20 protein-coding genes are annotated in these 18820 nt (G+C 69.7%); 13 read left to right on the forward strand and 7 right to left on the reverse strand.

Features of this window, described 5'->3' with window-relative positions; translation table 11 throughout:
- Positions 1-41 precede the first annotated feature (41 nt).
- From QN163_07520 to QN163_07545, 6 genes are all read left to right on the forward strand, one after another.
- Positions 42-1910, forward strand: a complete 1869-nt coding sequence (locus QN163_07520) for a S9 family peptidase (protein ID MDR5683857.1) — start codon at positions 42-44, stop codon at positions 1908-1910.
- A gap of 17 nt (positions 1911-1927) precedes the next feature.
- Complete coding sequence (locus tag QN163_07525) at positions 1928-2998, forward strand: M42 family metallopeptidase (GenBank protein ID MDR5683858.1); 1071 nt, start codon at positions 1928-1930, stop codon at positions 2996-2998.
- A 22-nt stretch (positions 2999-3020) separates the two neighbouring features.
- Positions 3021-3851: a hypothetical protein gene (locus QN163_07530; protein MDR5683859.1), complete on the forward strand. Its 831-nt coding sequence runs from the start codon at positions 3021-3023 to the stop codon at positions 3849-3851.
- A gap of 10 nt (positions 3852-3861) precedes the next feature.
- On the forward strand, positions 3862-4845 hold the full coding sequence (locus QN163_07535; GenBank protein MDR5683860.1) for an ornithine cyclodeaminase family protein: 984 nt from the start codon (positions 3862-3864) through the stop codon (positions 4843-4845).
- A 77-nt stretch (positions 4846-4922) separates the two neighbouring features.
- Positions 4923-6392 carry a leucyl aminopeptidase gene (locus QN163_07540; GenBank protein ID MDR5683861.1) on the forward strand — a complete coding sequence of 490 codons (1470 nt, stop codon included), beginning with the start codon at positions 4923-4925 and terminating at the stop codon, positions 6390-6392.
- A 2-nt stretch (positions 6393-6394) separates the two neighbouring features.
- The gene (locus tag QN163_07545; GenBank protein ID MDR5683862.1) at positions 6395-6646 is read left to right on the forward strand and encodes a hypothetical protein; all 252 of its coding nucleotides are present in this window, start codon (positions 6395-6397) and stop codon (positions 6644-6646) included.
- 31 nt (positions 6647-6677) lie between these two features.
- Here the strand turns inward: QN163_07545 and QN163_07550 are convergent, their stop codons facing one another.
- Positions 6678-7169 carry an inorganic diphosphatase gene (locus QN163_07550; GenBank protein ID MDR5683863.1) on the reverse strand — a complete coding sequence of 164 codons (492 nt, stop codon included), beginning with the start codon at positions 7167-7169 and terminating at the stop codon, positions 6678-6680.
- The gene (locus tag QN163_07555) at positions 7166-7834 is read right to left on the reverse strand and encodes an MBL fold metallo-hydrolase (GenBank protein MDR5683864.1); all 669 of its coding nucleotides are present in this window, start codon (positions 7832-7834) and stop codon (positions 7166-7168) included. Before QN163_07555 ends, QN163_07550 begins: the two co-directional genes overlap by 4 nt.
- 98 nt (positions 7835-7932) lie before the next feature.
- Here QN163_07555 and QN163_07560 point away from each other — a divergent pair, with 98 nt between their 5' ends.
- The 4 genes from QN163_07560 to QN163_07575 are packed head-to-tail and all read left to right on the forward strand — an operon-like array spanning position 7933 to position 11800.
- The gene (locus QN163_07560) at positions 7933-9717 is read left to right on the forward strand and encodes an adenine deaminase C-terminal domain-containing protein (protein MDR5683865.1); all 1785 of its coding nucleotides are present in this window, start codon (positions 7933-7935) and stop codon (positions 9715-9717) included.
- A gap of 6 nt (positions 9718-9723) precedes the next feature.
- The gene (locus tag QN163_07565) at positions 9724-9894 is read left to right on the forward strand and encodes a hypothetical protein (GenBank protein ID MDR5683866.1); all 171 of its coding nucleotides are present in this window, start codon (positions 9724-9726) and stop codon (positions 9892-9894) included.
- On the forward strand, positions 9891-10028 hold the full coding sequence (locus tag QN163_07570) for a hypothetical protein (GenBank protein ID MDR5683867.1): 138 nt from the start codon (positions 9891-9893) through the stop codon (positions 10026-10028). The genes QN163_07565 and QN163_07570 overlap by 4 nt, the downstream gene beginning before the upstream one ends.
- Complete coding sequence (locus tag QN163_07575) at positions 10025-11800, forward strand: adenine deaminase C-terminal domain-containing protein (GenBank protein MDR5683868.1); 1776 nt, start codon at positions 10025-10027, stop codon at positions 11798-11800. The genes QN163_07570 and QN163_07575 overlap by 4 nt, the downstream gene beginning before the upstream one ends.
- 79 nt (positions 11801-11879) lie before the next feature.
- Here QN163_07575 and QN163_07580 read toward each other — a convergent pair whose 3' ends face one another.
- The 3 genes from QN163_07580 to QN163_07590 all read right to left on the reverse strand — a co-directional run bounded on the left by QN163_07580 (position 11880) and on the right by QN163_07590 (position 13853).
- Entirely contained in the window at positions 11880-12713 is an 834-nt protein-coding gene (locus QN163_07580) for a cyclase family protein (protein ID MDR5683869.1), read from the reverse strand.
- A gap of 99 nt (positions 12714-12812) precedes the next feature.
- Complete coding sequence (locus tag QN163_07585) at positions 12813-13565, reverse strand: SDR family oxidoreductase (protein MDR5683870.1); 753 nt, start codon at positions 13563-13565, stop codon at positions 12813-12815.
- 3 nt (positions 13566-13568) lie between these two features.
- On the reverse strand, positions 13569-13853 hold the full coding sequence (locus tag QN163_07590; protein MDR5683871.1) for a GYD domain-containing protein: 285 nt from the start codon (positions 13851-13853) through the stop codon (positions 13569-13571).
- A 91-nt stretch (positions 13854-13944) separates the two neighbouring features.
- Between QN163_07590 and QN163_07595 the strand changes: the two genes are divergently transcribed.
- Genes QN163_07595 through menC form a run of 3 tightly spaced genes read left to right on the forward strand, consistent with a single transcriptional unit; the run spans position 13945 to position 17081 of the window.
- Positions 13945-15087 (forward strand): adenosylhomocysteinase, encoded by a 1143-nt coding sequence (locus tag QN163_07595; GenBank protein ID MDR5683872.1) that lies wholly within the window; start codon positions 13945-13947, stop codon positions 15085-15087.
- Positions 15072-15917 carry a GNAT family N-acetyltransferase gene (locus tag QN163_07600; GenBank protein ID MDR5683873.1) on the forward strand — a complete coding sequence of 282 codons (846 nt, stop codon included), beginning with the start codon at positions 15072-15074 and terminating at the stop codon, positions 15915-15917. The genes QN163_07595 and QN163_07600 overlap by 16 nt, the downstream gene beginning before the upstream one ends.
- A 57-nt stretch (positions 15918-15974) precedes the next feature.
- Positions 15975-17081, forward strand: coding sequence for an o-succinylbenzoate synthase (gene menC, locus QN163_07605; protein MDR5683874.1), 1107 nt, complete (start codon positions 15975-15977; stop codon positions 17079-17081).
- Positions 17082-17088: 7 nt separating this feature from the next.
- On the opposite strand, the gene QN163_07610 is transcribed toward menC, so the two are convergent.
- Together QN163_07610 and QN163_07615 are read right to left on the reverse strand one after the other, a co-directional pair.
- On the reverse strand, positions 17089-17691 hold the full coding sequence (locus QN163_07610) for a nucleotidyltransferase family protein (GenBank protein ID MDR5683875.1): 603 nt from the start codon (positions 17689-17691) through the stop codon (positions 17089-17091).
- Positions 17688-18803, reverse strand: coding sequence for an XdhC family protein (locus QN163_07615; protein MDR5683876.1), 1116 nt, complete (start codon positions 18801-18803; stop codon positions 17688-17690). The genes QN163_07610 and QN163_07615 overlap by 4 nt, the downstream gene beginning before the upstream one ends.
- Positions 18804-18820 lie beyond the last annotated feature (17 nt).

The raw sequence follows: 18820 nt of genomic DNA on the forward strand, positions 1-18820 counted from the left end.
CGGCTGCGGCGGGCGGCGTACATAGTAAGGGAGGTGGACGCATGATCCCCACTCCCGCCGCGAACCTCAAGAGCGACCCGCTGCGCAGCGCCCGGAGGGCCGGGGCGCAACCGCTCGATGTGCAGACGCTCTACCACGCCCGCCGGGTGACCGCGCTGCGCTGGTCGCCCGACGGCACAGACATCTACTTCGAGACGAACATCACCGGACGGTACAACATCTGGCGCGTCGGTGCGGACGGCGGGTGGCCGATCCAGATCACGGTGTCCGACGAGTGGACGCACCTGGAGGACCCGGCGCCGGACGGCCGCTGGCTCGTCTACACACAGGACGTCGGCGGCAACGAGAAGCCCAACATCTACCTGCTGCCGCCCACCGGCGGCCCGGCGCGCAACGTCACGAACACTGAAGGTGTCGCGTACCACGCGATCCAATGGTTGCCGCGCCAGGGCCGGCTGTTGTTTTCCGCCGAACGCGAAGCCCCCGGCGCCTACATGGTCTATCTCCTCGACCCGCAGACCGGTGACGTCGAGCGCGTGGCCGGCAACGAGACCGGCGAGTGCATCCACCTCCGCAGCAGCCCCGACGGCCGCCACCTGGCACTGGTAAGGACGCGGGACTTCCACCACACCGGCGTGACCGTGCTGGACCTGAGATCAGGCGAGGAACGCGTGCTCGTGCCGATCGACGAGACGACCGCGACGTACGCGGTCGACTGGACGCGCGATGGCAGGGGCCTGTTCATCGTCTCCAACCGCACCCCCTGGGAATGCGACACCGCGGGATTGCTCGATGTGGCGACGGGTGCGATCCGCTGGCTGACCGCCTCGGAGTGGGAGACCTACGTCGTGTGCGTCTCCCCGGTCGAGGAGCGGTACGTCTACTACCGCAACGAGGCGGGCACGCACCACGTCTTCGTCCGCGATCTGGGAGACCACGAAGTCCGAATCCCGCTGCCCCCGGGCGTGCTCACGCACGGCACGGCGCGGTTCTCGCCGGACGGTGGGCGCGTCGCCTTGCTCTACGAGTCGGCCGGCAGCCCCCCGGAGATCTGGGTCTACGACCTGCGGACGGACGAGGTTCGACAGATCAGCCAATCGCTCGTGGGCGGATTGACGCCGGACCACTTCGTGGTGCCACAGCTCGTCACATATCCGTCGTTCGACGGGACGCCAATCGCCGCGTTCGTCTACCTGCCGCCCAACGCCGAACCCGACCGGACCTGTCCGGGTATCGTCTACGTGCACGGGGGGCCCGCCTGGCAGCACAGCAACGGTTGGTTCCCCAACCTCCAGTACCTGGTGTCGCACGGTTTCGTCGTGATCGCACCCAACTACCGGGGGTCGACGGGGTTCGGCCGGCCGTTCGAGGAGTCCAACCGTCGCGACCTCGGCGGCGGCGACCTGCGCGACGTCGTCGCGTCCGCGGACTTCCTCCGACAGACCGGCTACGTGGACCCCCGGCGGATCGCGGTGATGGGCGGTTCGTACGGCGGCTACATGACGCTGATGGCGCTGACGAAGTACCCGGAGGTGTGGGCCGCGGGCGTGGCAATCGTCCCGTTCGCCAACTGGTTCACCGAGTACCAGAACGAGGATCCGACGCTGCAGGCGTACGACCGGATGATGATGGGAGACCCCGAGGAGGACACCGAGCTGTGGCGCGAGCGGTCGCCGATCTTCTTCGTCGACCGCATCCGCGCGCCCCTGCTGCTGCTCGCCGGCGCCAACGACATCCGCTGCCCTCCGGAAGAAACCCGGCAGATCGTCGAGGCGGTACGAGAGGCCGGCGGCGTGGCCGAGGCGAAGATCTACGACGACGAGGGACACGGGTTCGCCCGGCGAGAGAACCAGATCGACGCGTTCCGCCGGACCGCGGACTTCCTGAGCAAGCACCTGGGACGGCCCTGAGCCGGGGAGGCTTGCAGATGTACGACACGATGCAGATGCTGCGCGAGATCACCGAGGCGCCCGGCGTGCCCGGGTTCGAGGAGCCGGTGCGGCAGGTGATGCACAAGTACCTGAGCCCCCTCGGCGAGATCCTCCACGACCGCCTGGGCAGCATCGTCGCCCGCAAGGAAGGAAGCGCCGCACAACCCAAGGTGATCGTCGCCGGGCACATGGACGAGATCGGCTTCTTGGTGACCCGCATCACCGACGAAGGCTACGTGAAGTTCCAGACGCTGGGCGGGTGGTGGTCCCAGGTGATGCTGGCCCAGCGGGTGCAGGTGCTCACGCGCCGGGGCCCCGTGCTGGGGGTGATCGGCAGCAAGCCGCCGCACATCCTGCAGGAAGAGGAGCGCAAGAAGGCCGTCGAGATCAAGGACCTGTACATCGACGTCGGGGCGTCCGATCGCGAGGAGGCGCAGCGGTTTGGCATCCGCCCGGGCGATCCGATCGTGCCCACGACACCGTTCACCGTTATGCGCAACGACAGGCTGTTGATGGCCAAGGCGTGGGACAACCGGTTCGGCTGCGCGGCGATGATCGAGATCCTGCGGGCCCTGCAGGACATCGACCACCCCAACACCGTCTACGGCGTGGGCAACGTCCAGGAGGAAGTGGGACTGCGCGGCGCGCAGACCACCGCCCACCTCGTGCAGCCCGACATCGGCATCGCGCTGGACACGGGCATCGCCGGCGACACGCCGGGGATCAAACCGGACGAGGCGCAGGGAAAGCTGGGGCGGGGGCCGGTCATCTTCCTGTACGACGGCTCCATGATCCCCCACGTGCGGCTGCGCGACCTGGTGATCGAGATCGCTGAGTCGGAGGGCATCCCCTACCAGTTCGACCACGTTGCGCGCGGTGGCACCGACGCGGGCAAGATCCACGTCTTCGGCACCGGCGTACCCTCCATCGTGATCGGCGCGCCGGTGCGCTACATCCACAGCCACAACGCGATCTTGCACCGCGACGACTTCGACAACGCCGTCCGCCTGTGCGTCGCCCTCATCCAGCGACTGGACCGCGCAACCGTGGAGCGGATCGCAGCGTGACCGAACCGCCGAAGGCCCCACGATGAACGCCTCCGGTCTGCTCGACAGCCTGGCGACGGCCGACGGACGCCGGCGGTTCGGACTGTGGATGCTGGCGCTGTGCCTGGCCGGCGCGCTCGCGACCGCTGCGGTCCTGGGATGGCACCGCTGGTTCTTCGCAGTGATCCTGTGGCTGGGGGGCGTCTATGTGCCGGCACGCCTGGTCGCCGAGGTCCTCGGCGCACGGGGCCGCCGGATGCAGGACCGCTACCGGCAAGCGCTGCCCGACCGCATCACGCGCGGCAACCTGCCGCTGGTCGCCCGGGGTCTGTACGAGCGGGACGTGCTGATGCCGCGCATCGTAACGCCACCGTACGCCGCCAAGGTCACGGAAACCGTGATCGCCGTCGGGAACGAGGCGTTCGACCGCGCGGATGCCGGAGAGGAGATCCGACGGGCCGCCGTGCGTTTTGCCGCTGTCGCCGACGGCTGGATGAGCGAGATGCGTCTGGTCCGAGAGGCTGACCCCGCCTCCACAAACATCCAGGCGCGCTGGCACGACATCCGGTCACTGTCCGTCCTCGCCGCCGCAACGCGTGTGCTGGTTGCGCTGTACGAGGAAATCGCCCGCCAGCCCTTCTACGGACCCGCCATCGACGCCCAGCAGATCCGCGACTTCCTCGACGCGTCGCTGGATTACCTGGACCGCGCGGCGATCGACCCGGACGTTCCCCCCTGGACGGGCTCGCTGCTGGGCCTGTGGACGGCCGAGAGCACGGAGCTGCGGGCGCGATGGGATGCGTTCGTCTCCGTGCAGGGACCCGCCCCTTCCCGGATCTCGGCAGTTTTAGAGATCGCGATGGGGCCGCGTTGACCCTGCGCAGATGACGGACGCTTCGGAAGGCCGAGGTCTGCTGTTGCTCACCGAGGCCGAGGTCGCGGCGTTGCTCCCCATGCCGGACCTGATCCGCACCTTGGAGGACGCCTTCCGCGCCAAGGCGGCCGGCGAAGCCACGAACCAACCGCGGACCCGGGTGGTGGCGGCGGCCGGCGGCGTGCTGCACGTCATGTCCGCCGCCTGGGACGCGGGGGGCGTCATGGGGTTGAAGGCCTACACCACCGGCCCAGGGGGCGCACGGTTCGTCGTCCACCTGTACCGAACCGACGGCACGCCGTTGGCGCTGATGCAGGCGGACGTGTTGGGCCAGCGCCGCACCGGGGCGGCCACGGGGCTGGCGACCCGATGTATGGCCCGCCCGGACGCGTTCGCCGTGGCGATCCTGGGCAGCGGGTGGCAGGCGCGGACACAACTGGAGGCCGTGTGTGCCGTGCGCACGATCGAGCGGGCCACAGTCTACAGCCGGACGCCCCAGCGACGCGAGCGCTTCGCGGCCGAGATGTCCGAGCGGCTCGGCGTCCCCGTCGAGGCCGCGCCGTCGGCAAAGGGGGCAGTGCGGGAGGCCGACATCGTCTGCACGATCACCTCTTCGCGCGATCCCGTGCTGCTGGGAGAGTGGTTAGAGCCTGGGATGCACGTCAACGCCGCGGGGGTGAACTGGGCCAACCGCCGTGAACTCGACGCGGAGGCGGTGCGGCGGGCGGCGCGGGTCGCCGTCGACGACTTGGCGCAGGCGAGGGTCGAGTGCGGCGACCTGATCTGGGCGGCTTCCGAGGGTGCGTTCGCCTGGGGGAGTGCGATCGAGCTGGCGGACGTGGTGGCCGGACGGGTGGTGGGCCGTGCGTCGCCGGACGAGATCACCCTGTTCGCCTCCCAGGGGATCGCCCTGGAGGACATCGCCGCTGCGAAGCTCGCCTACGACAACGCGATCGCCGGCGACATCGGCCGCCGCTTCGATCTCGGTTCCTGAGCGCCACCTCCTCCGCCTGTCCTGGGAACAGGGTCCGGCGAGAGGGACCGAGCACCGAAGCCAACGGAGGTGACCTGGTGGAAGTCACGACGACCGCATCGAGCTGGAACGAGGTACGCGCGGACGTCTTGGCGGTGCTGCTCGAAGAGGGCGACCCGCTGGCTGCCCTGGCCGACGTGGACCGCGCGCTCGGCGGCTGGATTGCCGACGCGGTTCGGCCCGCGGACTACATGGCCAGGCGCGACAGGACGCTGCTTTTGTTCACGCACGGCAAGGCGGCAACCGGACGCATGCTGCTGGTGGGCATGGGCGCGCCCACAGAGGGGCACGAACGCGCCGACGGCGTACGGCGCGCGGCCGCCTTGGCCGCCCGGGAGGCGCGCACGCTGCGGGCGAGGCGTCTGGCGGTGTGGTGTCCGGGCATCGATCCGCGCGACAGCGCTGCGGCGATCGTCGAGGGTGCCCATCTGGGTGCGTATCGATACGAGGCCTACAAGAAGTCCGACGAGCCGCGCATCGAGCACCTGCAGATCCTCGCACCGCGCAACCGGCAGACCCAGGGCGCCCTGCAGCGTGCGCGGGTGATGGCCGAGGCCACGTGCTTTGCGCGCGACCTCGTCAACGGGCCGCCCAACGAGGTCACCCCCACCTCGCTCGCCCAGACGGCACGTTCGATCGCCCGTCAGACCGGCCTGCGCCTTACCGTCTACGGTCCAGAACAGCTGCGGCGCATGGGCGCCGGTGGCATCCTTGCCGTCGGGCAGGGCAGCCGCCAGCCGCAGCAGATGATCGTCCTGGAATACCGGCCGCACCGCACCCAGAAGACCTATGCGCTGGTCGGCAAGGGCGTGACGTTCGACGCCGGCGGCCTGGACATCAAGACGCACGAGGGGATGGAGACGATGAAGTCCGACATGGCGGGCGCGGCGGCGGTGCTGGCGGCGATGCGGGCGCTGCCGACGCTCGACGTGCGGCACCGTGTGTACGGGGTCGTCGGCGCCGTCGAGAACATGCTCGGGGGGGCGGCGTTCAAGCCGGGCGACATCGTGCGCGCGATGAACGGCAAGACGATCGAGATCAACAACACGGACGCCGAGGGCCGCGTCGTCCTCGCCGACTGCTTCAGCTACGTCGTCCGGCACAACCCCGACGCCATCGTGGATCTCGCCACGCTGACCGGCGCGGCGATGGTCGCGCTCGGCCACCACGCGGCAGCGGTGATCGGCAACGACCGGGCGCTCGTGGGGGACTTGATCCGCGCCGGACAGGCGGCGGGCGAGCGCATCTGGGAGCTGCCGTTGTACGAGGAGTTCGCAGAAGCGATGCGCAGCGACGTCGCGGACCTGAAGAACTCCGGGGGGCGGTACGGCGGCGCACAGAAGGGCGCAGCGTTCCTGCGCGAGTTCACCGGTGGCCGCCCCTGGGCCCACCTCGACATCGCCGGCCCGGCCTTCCTCGACAAGTCCGAAGGGCAAGCGCCGCACCTGCCCAGGGGCGCCACCGGCTTCGGGGTGCGTACCCTGCTGCGGTGGTTGCTGTCGGCGTAGGGATGCGCGGCCACCCGCTCGTCGACGTGATCGGCTGGACCGGCGCGGCCGCGCTGCTGGCGGCGTACGCTCTCGTCTCCACCCGCCGCCTCGGCGGGGCCTCGGTGCCCTACCAGCTGCTGAACGCCTTCGGCAGCGTCCTGCTGGGGATCAACAGCGTGTACTACGGGGCGTTTCCCTCCGCCTTCGTGAACACCATCTGGCTGGGCATCGCCGTGTACGCGCTCCATCGGGCGCGGGCCGTGCGCCGATGACGATGCGGCGAGGTCGAACGGGCGCCCGGCCCTACCGGTTGTCGGCCAGGCGCCGCCGGGCCTCCTCGATCAGCCGCTGCGCGGATCCCGCACCCTCCCACCCGTAGATCTCTACCGGCTTGCGCTCGAGGTTCTTGTACACGGCAAAGAAGTGCTCGACCTCCTTGAGGAAGTGCGGAGGGACGTGCTCCAGCTCGTAGATCCCGGCGAAGCGCGGGTCGCCGACGGGTACGGCCAGCACCTTCTGGTCCCTGCCCTTCTCGTCGCGCATGTCCAGCACGCCGATCGGCCGGACCTCGACCAGGCACCCAGGAAACGTCGGCTCGTAGGTGAAGATCAGGACGTCCAGGTGGTCCCCGTCTTCGGCCACCGTCTCCTCGATGTATCCGTAGTCGGCCGGGTAGTGCAGCGGCGAGTACAGAACCCTCTCGAGCCGGATCCCGCCGTGCGCGGGATCTATCTCGTACTTGTTCCGGCTCCCCTTGGGGATCTCGACGCGGGCGAGCACCGTCGTGTTCTTCAAGCTTTCTCCTTCCAGTCCATCACCCACACCTCCCGCTGGTCGGGCAGCGGCAGCGCCTTCACCCGGTGGCCGACGCGCGTGATGCCCCTCTTGCCCTGCAGGAAACCGTCGAGCGTGGCGATCGGCCAGTCCCCGTTGACCTCGGTCTTGTAGTGCATGGGGATCACGACCCGCGGCCGGAGTCGGTCGATGACCGAGTCGGCGGTCTTCGCGTCGATCGTGTAGTGGCCACCTACTGGGATCATCAGGATGTCCGGGTTGCGGGCCGCCCGCGCTGCCGCGTTGTCCAGGTCGTGCCCCAGGTCGCCGGCATGCAGTACCTTCACGGCGTTGCCCTCGATGCAGAACATCGCATTCTTGCCGCGCTGCGAACCCTGCGTCTCGTCGTGGTACGTGGGAATGGCCGAGATCTTGACGTCGCGAAACGTCTCCGAGACCTCCGCGAAGTCCCGTCCGTCGTTGGCCAGGCCGCGGATCACCTTCGGCGAGCCCGCCGCCATCGGAAGGTGGTTGTGGTCGAAGTGCTCGTGGCTGATCAGCACCAGGTCGGCTTCAACCCGCGGGATCGGATACCCGACCTGCTCGTTGAACGGATCGATGAGAATGCGCGTCCCTTCCTTGGTCTCCAGGAGGAAGCACGCGTGGCCGAAGTAGGTGATCTTCATGGCTCCGCCCCCTTCCTCGGTTCTCGGTCTAACGATTCCCCGCCGACCGCTCGCTCTCCTCGCCCGCCGCCGGCCGTCCCGTCGGATACACTGTTCCCATGTGGACCCACCGTTCCCTCGACGAGATCCAGACCCTCATGGCCGTCGCGCGCGGAGAACGGCCTGCCGACCTGGCGCTGGTCGGTGGCCAGGTCCTGCTCGTGCAGTCGGGTGAGATCCGCCCCGGCGACGTCGCAGTCGCCGGACGTCGCATCGCCTACGTCGGCCCCGACCGGCCGGTGGTGGGCCCCCAGACGCGCGTGGTGGACTGCACCGGGAAGATCGTGGCCCCCGGCTACATCGAGCCCCACTGCCACCCGGCCCCGATGGCGAACCCAGTCGAGTACGCCCGAGCGCTGCTGCGCACGGGCACGACGACGGTCGTTGCCGACACGCTGTTCTTGCTGTCACACGCCGATCCGGGATTGTGGGGCGAGTTCTTGGAGATCTTCAACCGGATGCCCGTTCAGTTCCTGTGGTTCTTGCGGCTGCACCCGCAGGCCCACAGTCCGGACGAGGATCGCTTCGAGCTGGACCTGCTGGAGACCGTTCTGCCGCTGGCCTCGGTCGTGACGGTCGGCGAGGTCACCCGTTGGGCTGACCTGTACCGGGGAGACGAGTCTCTGCTGCGCAAGGTTCAGCGGGCGCGCCGGGCGGGCAAGCGTGCGGAAGGCCACAACCCCGGGGTGTCGTACGCGCGTCTGCAGGCCCTCGTCGCCGCCGGGCTGTCGTCGGACCACGAGGCGATCGACACCGACCAGGCCCGCGAACGTCTGCGCGCCGGCCTGTACGTGATGCTGCGGCACTCCTCGCTGCGCCGAGATCTGCCCGAGCTCGCCGTCGTCGCCCTCGGCGCCGGACCGGCCATCGGGCGGGTGATGATGACCGCCGACGGGGCGGATCCTGCATTCATCCGGCGGTACGGGTACATGGACGGTCTGGTCCGCGTCGCCATGCACGGCGGCATCCCGCCGATCTGCGCGTACGCGATGGCGACGATGAACCCGGCCACCTACTACGGGCTCGACGAGGAGATTGGGACGGTCGCGCCCGGCCGCCTGGCGGACCTGCTGGTGCTGCGCTCCCTGGAAGACCCGACGCCGGAACTCGTCGTCGCGAAGGGGCAGATCGCCGCGGAGGCGGGAAGGGTGCTCGCGCCGTTCCCCCAGATCGAGTGGGAGCGCTACTTCCCGGCGCGCTATGCCCCCGCGTGGCATCCGCGTCCGGAGTGGTTCGTGCTCCGCGGCGAGGGTCGGACGCTCTCCGTTCCCGCCATCCGGCTCGAGAACCCCGTGATCACGCGGCGTGAGGACCTGACGCTGCGCGTGCGCGACGGGCTTGCCGACCTGCCAGAAGGAGTGGTTTTGGTTGCGCTTTTGGACCATCGCGCGCGGTGGATCGTGCGCACGGCGCTGGTGAACTTCGTCCGCCGGTTGGGAGGGCTCGCCTCGACCTACAACGTGGCCAACGAGATCCTGGTATACGGACAGGATCCCGACGACATGGCCGCTGCGACCCGCCGCGTGCTGGAACTGGGCGGCGGGGTGGTGCTCGTGGAAGGCGGCCGGACGGTGTTCGAATTCCCGCTGCCCCACATCGGGATGGCCGGACCGCAGCCGTTCGACGAGGTCGCCGACCGGATCGAACGGCTGACCGAGCTGCTCGCCGCGCGCGGCTACCCGCACCACGATGTACCGTACACGCTGATGTTTTTGCCGTTCGACTCCCTGCCGGACCTGCGCCTCACCTACCGTGGGCTGTGGGACGTCAAGGCGGGCCGCTCGATCCTGCCCCGCGAGATGCTGTCCGCGGAGCAGGACTCACCGCCGGACCGGGCCAAGTAGTGCACGATGGCCGCCCAGGCGCCCTGTCCCTCGATCGGGATCGCCTATGCGCGCCACGGCAAGGCCGACGTGAACGTGTACCGGATCGAAAGAGACCGCCTGTTCGCGATCGCCCTGACCCTCCAAGCTTTGGGCGAGGCGCTCCTCCTTTCCTACTGCGGGAGATCAACCGCATGAGCCGGGGCGCGTTCGTCCGCGCGCTCGGCTGGATCTTCGAGGGCTCGCCGTGGGTTGCCGAGGCGGTGGTCGACCGGCGCCGGATCAGCGCGGCCTCGCGCACGGAGCATCCAGAACACGGAGGCTGTCCATGAACCGGCTGTCCGTTCCTCCGCTGCACGCCGTCACCCGGAGGCTGGCGGCCGTAGCGGCTGGACGGGAGCCGCCGGAACGGGTACTGCGCGCGCCGCGCCTGCTGTCGACCTCCACCCAGCGCACTCTGCCCGACCGCGAGATCTGGATTTGCGCCGGCCGCATCGCCGCGGTCCGGCCGCGCGGTACGTTCTCGGGCGACGGCGCGGCCGTCGTCGACTGCGACGGCACGCTGGCACCCGGGCTGGTGGATCCGCATGTGCACATCGAGAGCAGCATGATGACGGCGGGCGCCTACGCCGAGGCGGCGCTGCGCAACGGCACGACGACCGTCTTCTGCGACAGCCACGAGATCGCCAACGTCTGCGACCTCCAAGGCGTGGAGTGGATGCTTCAGGACGGGCGGCAGGCGGCGCTGTCCGTCTACCTCACGGTACCCAGTACCGTCCCGGCCACCTCCGCCGCTCTGGAGACCGCCGGCGGCGACCTCGGACCGGACAAGATCGGCGCGGTCTTCGACCGCTGGCCCGAGGCGGTGGCCCTGGGCGAGAAGATGGACTTCGTGCAGGTCGTCCAGGGCGACGACCGCAGCCACGCGATCCTCGCGGAAGCCCTCCGCCGCGGGCGTCCGGTGTGCGGCCACGTCTACGGCCGAGAATTCGTGACCCCGTACACCGCCAGCGGGGTCACCGACACGCACGAGGCCATCGACGCGCAGATCGCCGAAGACCTACTGGAAGCGGGTGTCTGGCTGTTCGTGCGCGGCGGACCACCCACGACGCCCTGGCACAGCCTGCCAGACGCGATCCGGGTCGTGACCGAGATGGGCGCCAGCGCCCAGCGGGTGTGCGTATGCACCGACGACCGTGACGCCGACGACCTGTTCGGGTTCGGCCTGGACTGGGTGGTGCGGCAGGCGATCGCGGCGGGCGTCCGGCCGGAGGTCGCCTGGAGCATGGGATCCCTCAACCCCGCCACCCGCTACGGCCTCGACGCCGAGGTCGGGGTGCTCGCGCCCGGCCGGAGGGCGGACGTGGTGTTGCTCGACGACGCCTTCAGGGTCCGGAAGACCTGGTACGGCGGGGTGCTCGCCGTCGACGAGGGCGAGACGACGGAGGCGCTGGAAGCCGCCGTCGGGGCGCGCTACCGGTATCCCGCGGAGGCGTACCGGACGATTCGGTTGGACGACGATCCGCACCTGGTGCCCGCGGCACCGGATCGGCCGCGCACCGCCAACGTCATGCGGCCCGCCCCCGGGATCCTGCTGCACCACGAGCGGATTGAACTCGGGCCGGGACCCTGGTCACAGCTGCTGGCGCGCCACGATCTGTGCTTCGTCGCGGTCGTCGAGCGCCACGGGCGGGGCGGCGGGGTCGCGCACGGCCTGCTGCGGGGCTTCGGGCTGCGCGACGGAGCGGTGGCGAGCAGCGTGGGGCACGACGCCCACAACCTGATCGTCGCCGGCACCTCCGAAGACGACATGCGGACCGCGCTGCAGACGGTTCGGCGTCAGGGCGGAGGGGTTTGTGCCGTGCGCCAGGGCAAGGTGCTGGCGGCCGTTCCGCTGCCCATCGCGGGGTTGATGTCTGACAAGCGCGCCGCGGAGGTCGCCAGGGAGACGACCGATCTCAAGCGCGTGTGGACCGAGTTGGGCTGCACCCTGCCCTACATGGGCTTCAACCTGATCTCGCTGTCGGTCATCCCCCAGATCCGGCTCACCGACCGCGGGCTCGTGCTCGTTCCCCAGATGCAGATCGTCCCGTTGTTCGAGTAGGTGCGTTTGTTGTCGGCCCGTCGAGCACCCTCCGGCCCAGCAGTCGTCCGCGGTGCCGTGGACAGCAGGCCGCTTCCGCCTACCACACGGCGAACACCCGGCAGGGGCCGCCCGAACCGCCGGCGACCTTGGGCGCGCCGACGAACACCCAGGCGCCGCTGGGAGGGATGCGGGCCAGGTTGGCGAGGTTCTCCAACCCCCACCGGTTGGCCGGCAGCCACGTCGTGTGCACCCTGAAATCCTGAGAGGGACCGAAGTCCAGGCTCAACGTGTCCACCCCGATGCCAACCACCTGGCGTTCGTGGAGCAAGAACGCCGCCGCGTCGGGGTGGAAGCCGGGGAAGTGCATGACACCCGACGCGTCCGGGTTGCGGAACTGCCGGGAACTGCCCACGCGCGACTCCCACCCGCTGTGCATGAATACCGCCGCGCCGCGCGGCAGGCGGCCGTAGCGCCGCTCCCACGCGCGGATGTCGTCCACGGTCAGCCGTGTGTCCGGGTCCCGCGCGGCGCGTTCGTGCACGTGGACCACCGCAACCGGGGCGATCAGACTCGAAGGCGGCAGCTGTTCGACGGTGCGCGCGTCCTCACCGAAGTGCGCCGGGGCGTCCATGTGCGTGCCGATGTGCTCGAAGTAGCTGATGTTCAGCCCGTAGTAGCCGTCGCGCCGCACCGTGACGGCCACCTCGGACTTGAACACCGGGGAGCCGCCGAAGGACGGGAACGTCGGTTTCAACGTGTGCGTCAGGTCGCGGACGTTGCTGACCCGTCCGAGCATCGGCGCCGCCAGCGCCTCGGAGGCGCCGATCCACTGCGTGCCCAGCGCGGCCACCACAGCAGCGCCGGCCGTCCGGAGGAACTCCCGACGGCCCACCACTCGATCCACCGCTTCCATGACCATCGGTCCGCACATCTCACACCACCCCCTTCGGTCAAGTCGCCTGTACCCGAAGTCACGGACTCCCACCTGACGACCGGCCCTCTTTCCGCAAAAGGGCTGGTGTGAGGGCCCCTACAAAGCGCTCACACCGCCATCCACGATCAGTTCCGCGCCGGTGATCCAGCCCGCCTCGTCCGAACACAGGAACACGACGGCTGCGGCGACGTCTTCCGGTTTGCCCAGCCGCCGCAGCGGGTAGGCGGCCGCGCGTTCCCTCCACTCCCGCTCCGTCCAGCGCTGCCAGACGGTTGCGTTCAGTTCGGTCGGGACGAACCCGGGGAGGACCGCGTTCACACGTATCCCCTCCGGACCGTGGCGGACCGCCAGCGAGCGCGTCAGCGCGGACACCGCTCCCTTCGTCGCGCAGTACAGGGGCGTATTGGCGACACCGCGGATCGCCGAGATCGACGACACGTTGCAGATAACGCCCCGACGGCGCGCGGCCATGACCGGCAACGCGTGCTTGCAGGCGAGCACCACGCCCTTGAGGTTGACGTCGGTGATGCGGTAGTAGTCCTTTTCCGATTCCTCCGTGATCGGCACGCGACGGGTCAGTACGCCGGCGTTGTTGACGAGGATGTCGAGCGTTCCGCCCCACTGCACCGCCGCCTGGACCAGCCGCCGCACGTCGTCCTCAACCGACACGTCGGCCGGCACGAAGCAGCTGTCGGCCCCCAGCTGCGATGCCAGTTCCTCGCCGCGCTCCACGCGGCGGCCGGACAGCACGACGCGCGCCCCCCGCTCGCGGAGCGCGCGGCAGATCGCCGTTCCGATCCCCGACGTCGCGCCGGTGACCAGAGCGACCTTCCCGTCCAGCGCGAACACGGCTCAGCGGATCAGCTTCGTGAACTCATCCAGGGGCATCGCGGCCAGGGTCTCGATGTGCACGCTCCCCCGCGACGCCAGTTCGACCGACGCCCGCATCACCGACGCGATGTCCGGCGCCTCCACGACGTTCACGAAGTCGTACGGGCCCAGCACCGCGTACTGCTGCTGGACCTTCACGCCCATGCCGGCCAGCTCCTCGTTCACTTCCTGGATGCGCCCGGGGTTCTTGCGGATGGTCTCGGCGCCGGCTTCGGTCAGGCGGCTCAGCATGATGAACGTGGCCACGTGGCTCACCTCCGGAGGTTTGGCTTTTTGACTTGCCGGAAAGGTGCGATCATTATAGTCCTGGCCCGTGGCGCCGCGAAAGGTTGACATCTTGGACGACTTTCGCACGCACCTCGCCTATCTGCACCGACAGATACACGTGACCCGGGAGGCAATCCGCCGGTTCGCCGAGCGCGACCTCCGCGGGGTACGGATCGTCTTCTCGATCCACCTCGACATCAAGGTCGTGCCCGTCGTCGAAGCGGTCGTCCGGACGGGCGCCCAGACGGTGGTGCTCACCTGCAACCCGCTCACCGTCCGCGACGAGGTCGTCCGGTATCTGGCGGCCGTCGGCGCGCAGGTGGACGCGCGGTACGGGATGAGCGAACGGCAACGACTGGACGCCGTGGACCGGGCCATCGCGCAGTCCCCGCAGTTCATCTGCGAGATGGGCGGGGACGTCCAGCACCGGCTGGTGACGGTCTACCCGGAGGCCGCCTCGGTGGTGCGCGCCGGGATGGAGGCCACCGGCACCGGCATCCTCCGCCTCCAGGGGCTCTCGCTGCCCTTCCCCGTGTTCAACTGGGACGACCTCCCGCTCAAGCAGGGTCTGCACAACCGCTACCTGGTCGGTCTCACGGTCTGGAACACGTTCCTCGAAGTGGCGAGGGTGACGCTGTACGGCAAGCGCGTGCTCGTCGTCGGATACGGGCTGGTCGGCGAGGGCATCGCCGCCTACGCCCGCCGGCTCGGCGCCGTACCCTTGGTCGCCGACCCCGACCCTGCCCGGCAGATCTTCGCACGCCACAACGGCTGCGTGGTGACCACCATCGAAGAGGCGCTCCCGCAGGCAGAGATCGTCGTCACGGCCACCGGCCGGGAACGCGTCGTGCGCGAGGAACACTTCCCGCTGCTGCGGGAAGGAGCATTCCTCCTCAACGCGGGGCACAGCTCGCGCGAGATCGACGTCGACGCGCTGCGCCGCTGCCCCCTCCGATCCGTGCGGCCGCACCTGGAGGAGATCGAAATCGGAGACCGCCGGATCTACCTGCTCGCCCAGGGCGCGATGTTCAACCTGGCGGCCGGACCGGGCGACCCCTACGACGCCTTCGACGTCACCTCCGCGCTGATGCTGGAGGGCATCGGCTACATGCTCGACCACCACGCCGAACACCCGCCGGGCGTGCAGCTCATGCCCACGGTCGTGGAGCGATCGGTGGCTGCGATGGCCGCCTTTCCGTGGACGACGGCGTAGTCGCCAACGCGGCGGACATGGATATCATGGATGGCGTGGAGGACGTGCGGATCCGGCCACTGGACTCCGTAGATCGGCTGCGCGACGTCGAGCGGCTGCAGGTCGAGGTGTGGGGAATGAGCGACCGGGAGGTCGTGCCCTACCACCAGCTGTTGGCGGCGGTGCGCAACGGCGGACTGGTCCTGGGCGCCTTCGCCGCGGAGGAACTCGTGGGGTTCTGCTACGGCTTCCCCGGGGTCCGGGACGGCGAGCCGGTCTTCTGCTCGCACATGACCGGTGTGCTGCCGGCGTGGCAGACCCACGACGTCGGCTACCGACTAAAGTGCGCGCAGCGCGAGTGGGCGATCGCACAGGGGTACAGCCGCATGGTCTGGACGTACGATCCCCTCCAAAGCCTCAATGCCTACTTCAACCTGCACAAGCTAGGGGCGGAGGCCCGACGCTACTACGTCGACTACTACGGCGAGATGGACGACGAGCTCAACCGGGGGCTGCCCAGCGACCGCATCGAGGTCGACTGGTGGCTTCGGGCACCGGAGGTGGTCCGGCGGCTTGCCGGGCGCCGGGTCGCCCGCCAGACCGCGGACGCCGCCCCGGTGCTGCAGGCCGAGGGGTGGCGGCCCGGCGAGGTCGGCGAGCCCGGGGCCGCGGTCGTCCGCATCGAGATCCCGCGCGCGCTGCGCGCACTGCGCGACCAGGATCCGGACGCGGCGCTGGCGTGGCGGCTGGCCACGCGGCAGGCGTTCCAGCGGTGCTTTCAGCGGGGGTACGTGGCGGTGGACTTTGTGCCCTCCAGGCAGAGCGGGTTCTACATTCTGCAACAGGGGTGAGCCCTCACCCCACCCGCTCCCAGGGAGAGGGTCGGTGGGCCTGAACCGGGGGACTGGATGCGCGTCGAATCGGTGGAGCTCCGCGTGGTCGAGATGCCGCTGCGGTTTCCGTTCGAGACGAGCTTCGGCCGCGAGGAAGTGAAACGCTGCCTGCTCGTCGCGGCGCGGTCTGATGGCCTCACGGGATGGGGGGAAGTCGTCGCGTCGCCGGCGCCCCTGTACAACGAGGAGACGATCGAGACCGCCTGGCACGTGCTGCGCGACTTTTTGATCCCGATCGTCTGCAGCGAAGAGATCGAGGATCCGAACTCATTCAGCCGCCGCGCCTCGCACATCCGCCGCAACCACATGGCCAAGGCAGGGCTGGAGGCAGCGCTGTGGGACCTGTACTGTCAGCGCGAGGGCGTCACGCTCGCCCAGGCGGTGGGCGGCGAGCGGACACAGGTCGAAGTCGGCGTCAGCCTCGGCATCGAACACCGCACCGCGGACCTGTTGAACCGGATCGAGGCGTTCCTCACGCAGGGCTACCGGCGGGTCAAGATCAAGATCAAGCCCGGCTACGACGTGCCGGTCGTGCGTGAGGTCCGCCGCGCGTTTCCCCACCTCCGCCTCCAGGTCGACGCCAACTCCGCGTACACGCTCGAGGACGCTGCGCTGTTCGAGGCTATGGACGAGTACGACCTGCTGCTGATCGAACAGCCGCTGGCCGAAGACGACATCGTGGACCACGCAAAGCTGCAGGCGCGCCTGCGCACCTCGGTCTGCCTGGACGAGTCGATCGTGCACCCCCACGACGCCCGGAAGGCGATCGAGCTCGGCTCGTGCCGCGTCGTCAACATCAAGCAGGGGCGCATGGGCGGTCTCACGCGCGCGGTCAAGACCCACGACCTGTGCGAATCCCACGGCGTACCGGTTTGGTGCGGGGGGATGCTCGAAACCGGCATCGGCCGCCTGCTGAACCTGGCTTTGGCGGCGCTGCCGAACTTCCGGTTGCCCGGTGACATCTCCGCCAGCGACCGTTACTTCGAGCGGGACCTGATCGATCCCCCGGTCGAACTCAATCCGGACGGTACGATCGACGTCCCCTCCGACATCGGGATCGCGCCCCGGGTCGACAGACGGCGGGTGGAGGAGGTCACGCTGCGGCGCCAGACCTTCCCCTGACGGTGGCTCAGGGATCGGCGAGGCTGCTCAACAGCCGTTCCCAGTCGCCTGGGGTGTCCACGTCGGTGGATGCCGCCGGGATCGGCACGACGCGGCAGTCGCTGCGGCGGGCCTCGATCACGGCTTTGGCGCCTGCGTCGCCGTGCAGGGCGCAGAGCTCACCGAACAGCGATCGGTCGAAGACGGCCGGAACACCGACGGTGCCGCCGTAGGACGCCGCGACGATGGGGACCCCGCCGGCTTCGTACTCCGCAACCAGTCTGCGCAAATCGTCCGCGGTCACCAGGGGCTGGTCGGCGAGCGTGACCAGTACGGCCTGCACAGATCCAGCCGCCTCCACGCCCCGGCGCACAGACCCGCTCAACCCTTCCGCGTAGCGCGGATTGTAGACCACCTCGACGTCCAGGCCGTCCAGCTCCCTGCGCACACGCTCGGCCTCCGCCCCGACGACCACGATCACCCGCCGGCAGACGGACCGCGCCGCCTCGACGGCGCGCCGCACCAGACTCATGCCGGACAGGCGCAAGAGCACCTTGGGGCGCCCCATCCGCCGGCTCGGCCCGGCTGCGAGGACGACGCAGACGATTTCGGGGGCGGCTTGTGCGGTCACGTCGCCGCAGCGTGGATCGCCGCCCGGCGTTCGCGCAAATGGCCGCCCGCCCGCCCGCTGCGCGCAGCGAGGATCTCCGCCACGATCGCGACGGCGATCTGCTCGGGGCCCTCGGCGCCGATGTCCAGCCCCACGGGCGCGAAGATCCGGCCGCGCAGTGCCTCGGAGGGTCGTACGCCCTCGTCTGCCAGCTCCCGCAGGATCTTCTCCGTGCGCTGACGCGGGCCCAGCAGGCCGAGGTAGGCGGGTGGTTCCGGCCAGGTCAGGAAGGAGCGGACGAGATTGCGGTCGTGCAGGTAGTTGTGCGTCATCACGACGATACACGTGCGGTCGTCGGGTCGGATTTCCTCGGCCGCTCGCGGAAACTCCGTGACGACGAACGCGTGCGCCTCGGGAAACCGCTCTGGCGTCAGGAACTTCTCGCGCCGGTCGAGCACCACCGTTCGGAAGCCAACCGCATCAGCGAAGCGGACCAGCGGGATCGCGTCGTGGCCCGCCCCGCAGACGACCAGGCGGGGCGGCGGTTGGATTGGTTCGACGAAGACCTCGATGCCTTCGATCTCCGCCCGGGACGGGCGCCCGGACGCCAGCGCCCTCGCCGCCAGCCGCCTGGCCTCGCGGTCGAGGGAGGGGTCGCCGAGCGTGCCCGCATGGGTGCGGTCGTCTTCCCAGACGATCCGCCTGCCCAGGTGCGGCGAGTCCTCGGGGCCGATCACTGTGACCACCGCCAGCGATGCCCCCTTCTCCACCGCGCGGGCCAAAAACTCCTGCGGCGACGGCTCCGTGGCGTCGATGCGCTCGACCAGCACGTCGATGACGCCGTTGCACCCGAGTCCCAGGCCCCACACCGCTTCGTCGTCGGCTGTCAGGTCGTAGTGCAGTCGCCGCGGCCGGCCGTCGCGCATGACCTCCTCGGCCACGATCTGCACGTCGCCCTCCAGACACCCACCGGAGATCGAGCCGACGGTGTGGCCGGTGGCGGTGACCAGCAGCCGCGCCCCCTCGCGCCGGTAGGTGGATCCCCGCGCCCCGACGACCGTCGCCAGCGCACACGCCTGCCCGCTCGCCTGAGTCCGACGGATCGCTGCCACCACGTCACGCAGTTCCCGCATCGCCCTTCCCCCGGATC

The organism is Armatimonadota bacterium (assembly GCA_031432545.1).
GTDB lineage: Bacteria > Sysuimicrobiota > Sysuimicrobiia > Sysuimicrobiales > Sysuimicrobiaceae > Caldifonticola > Caldifonticola tengchongensis.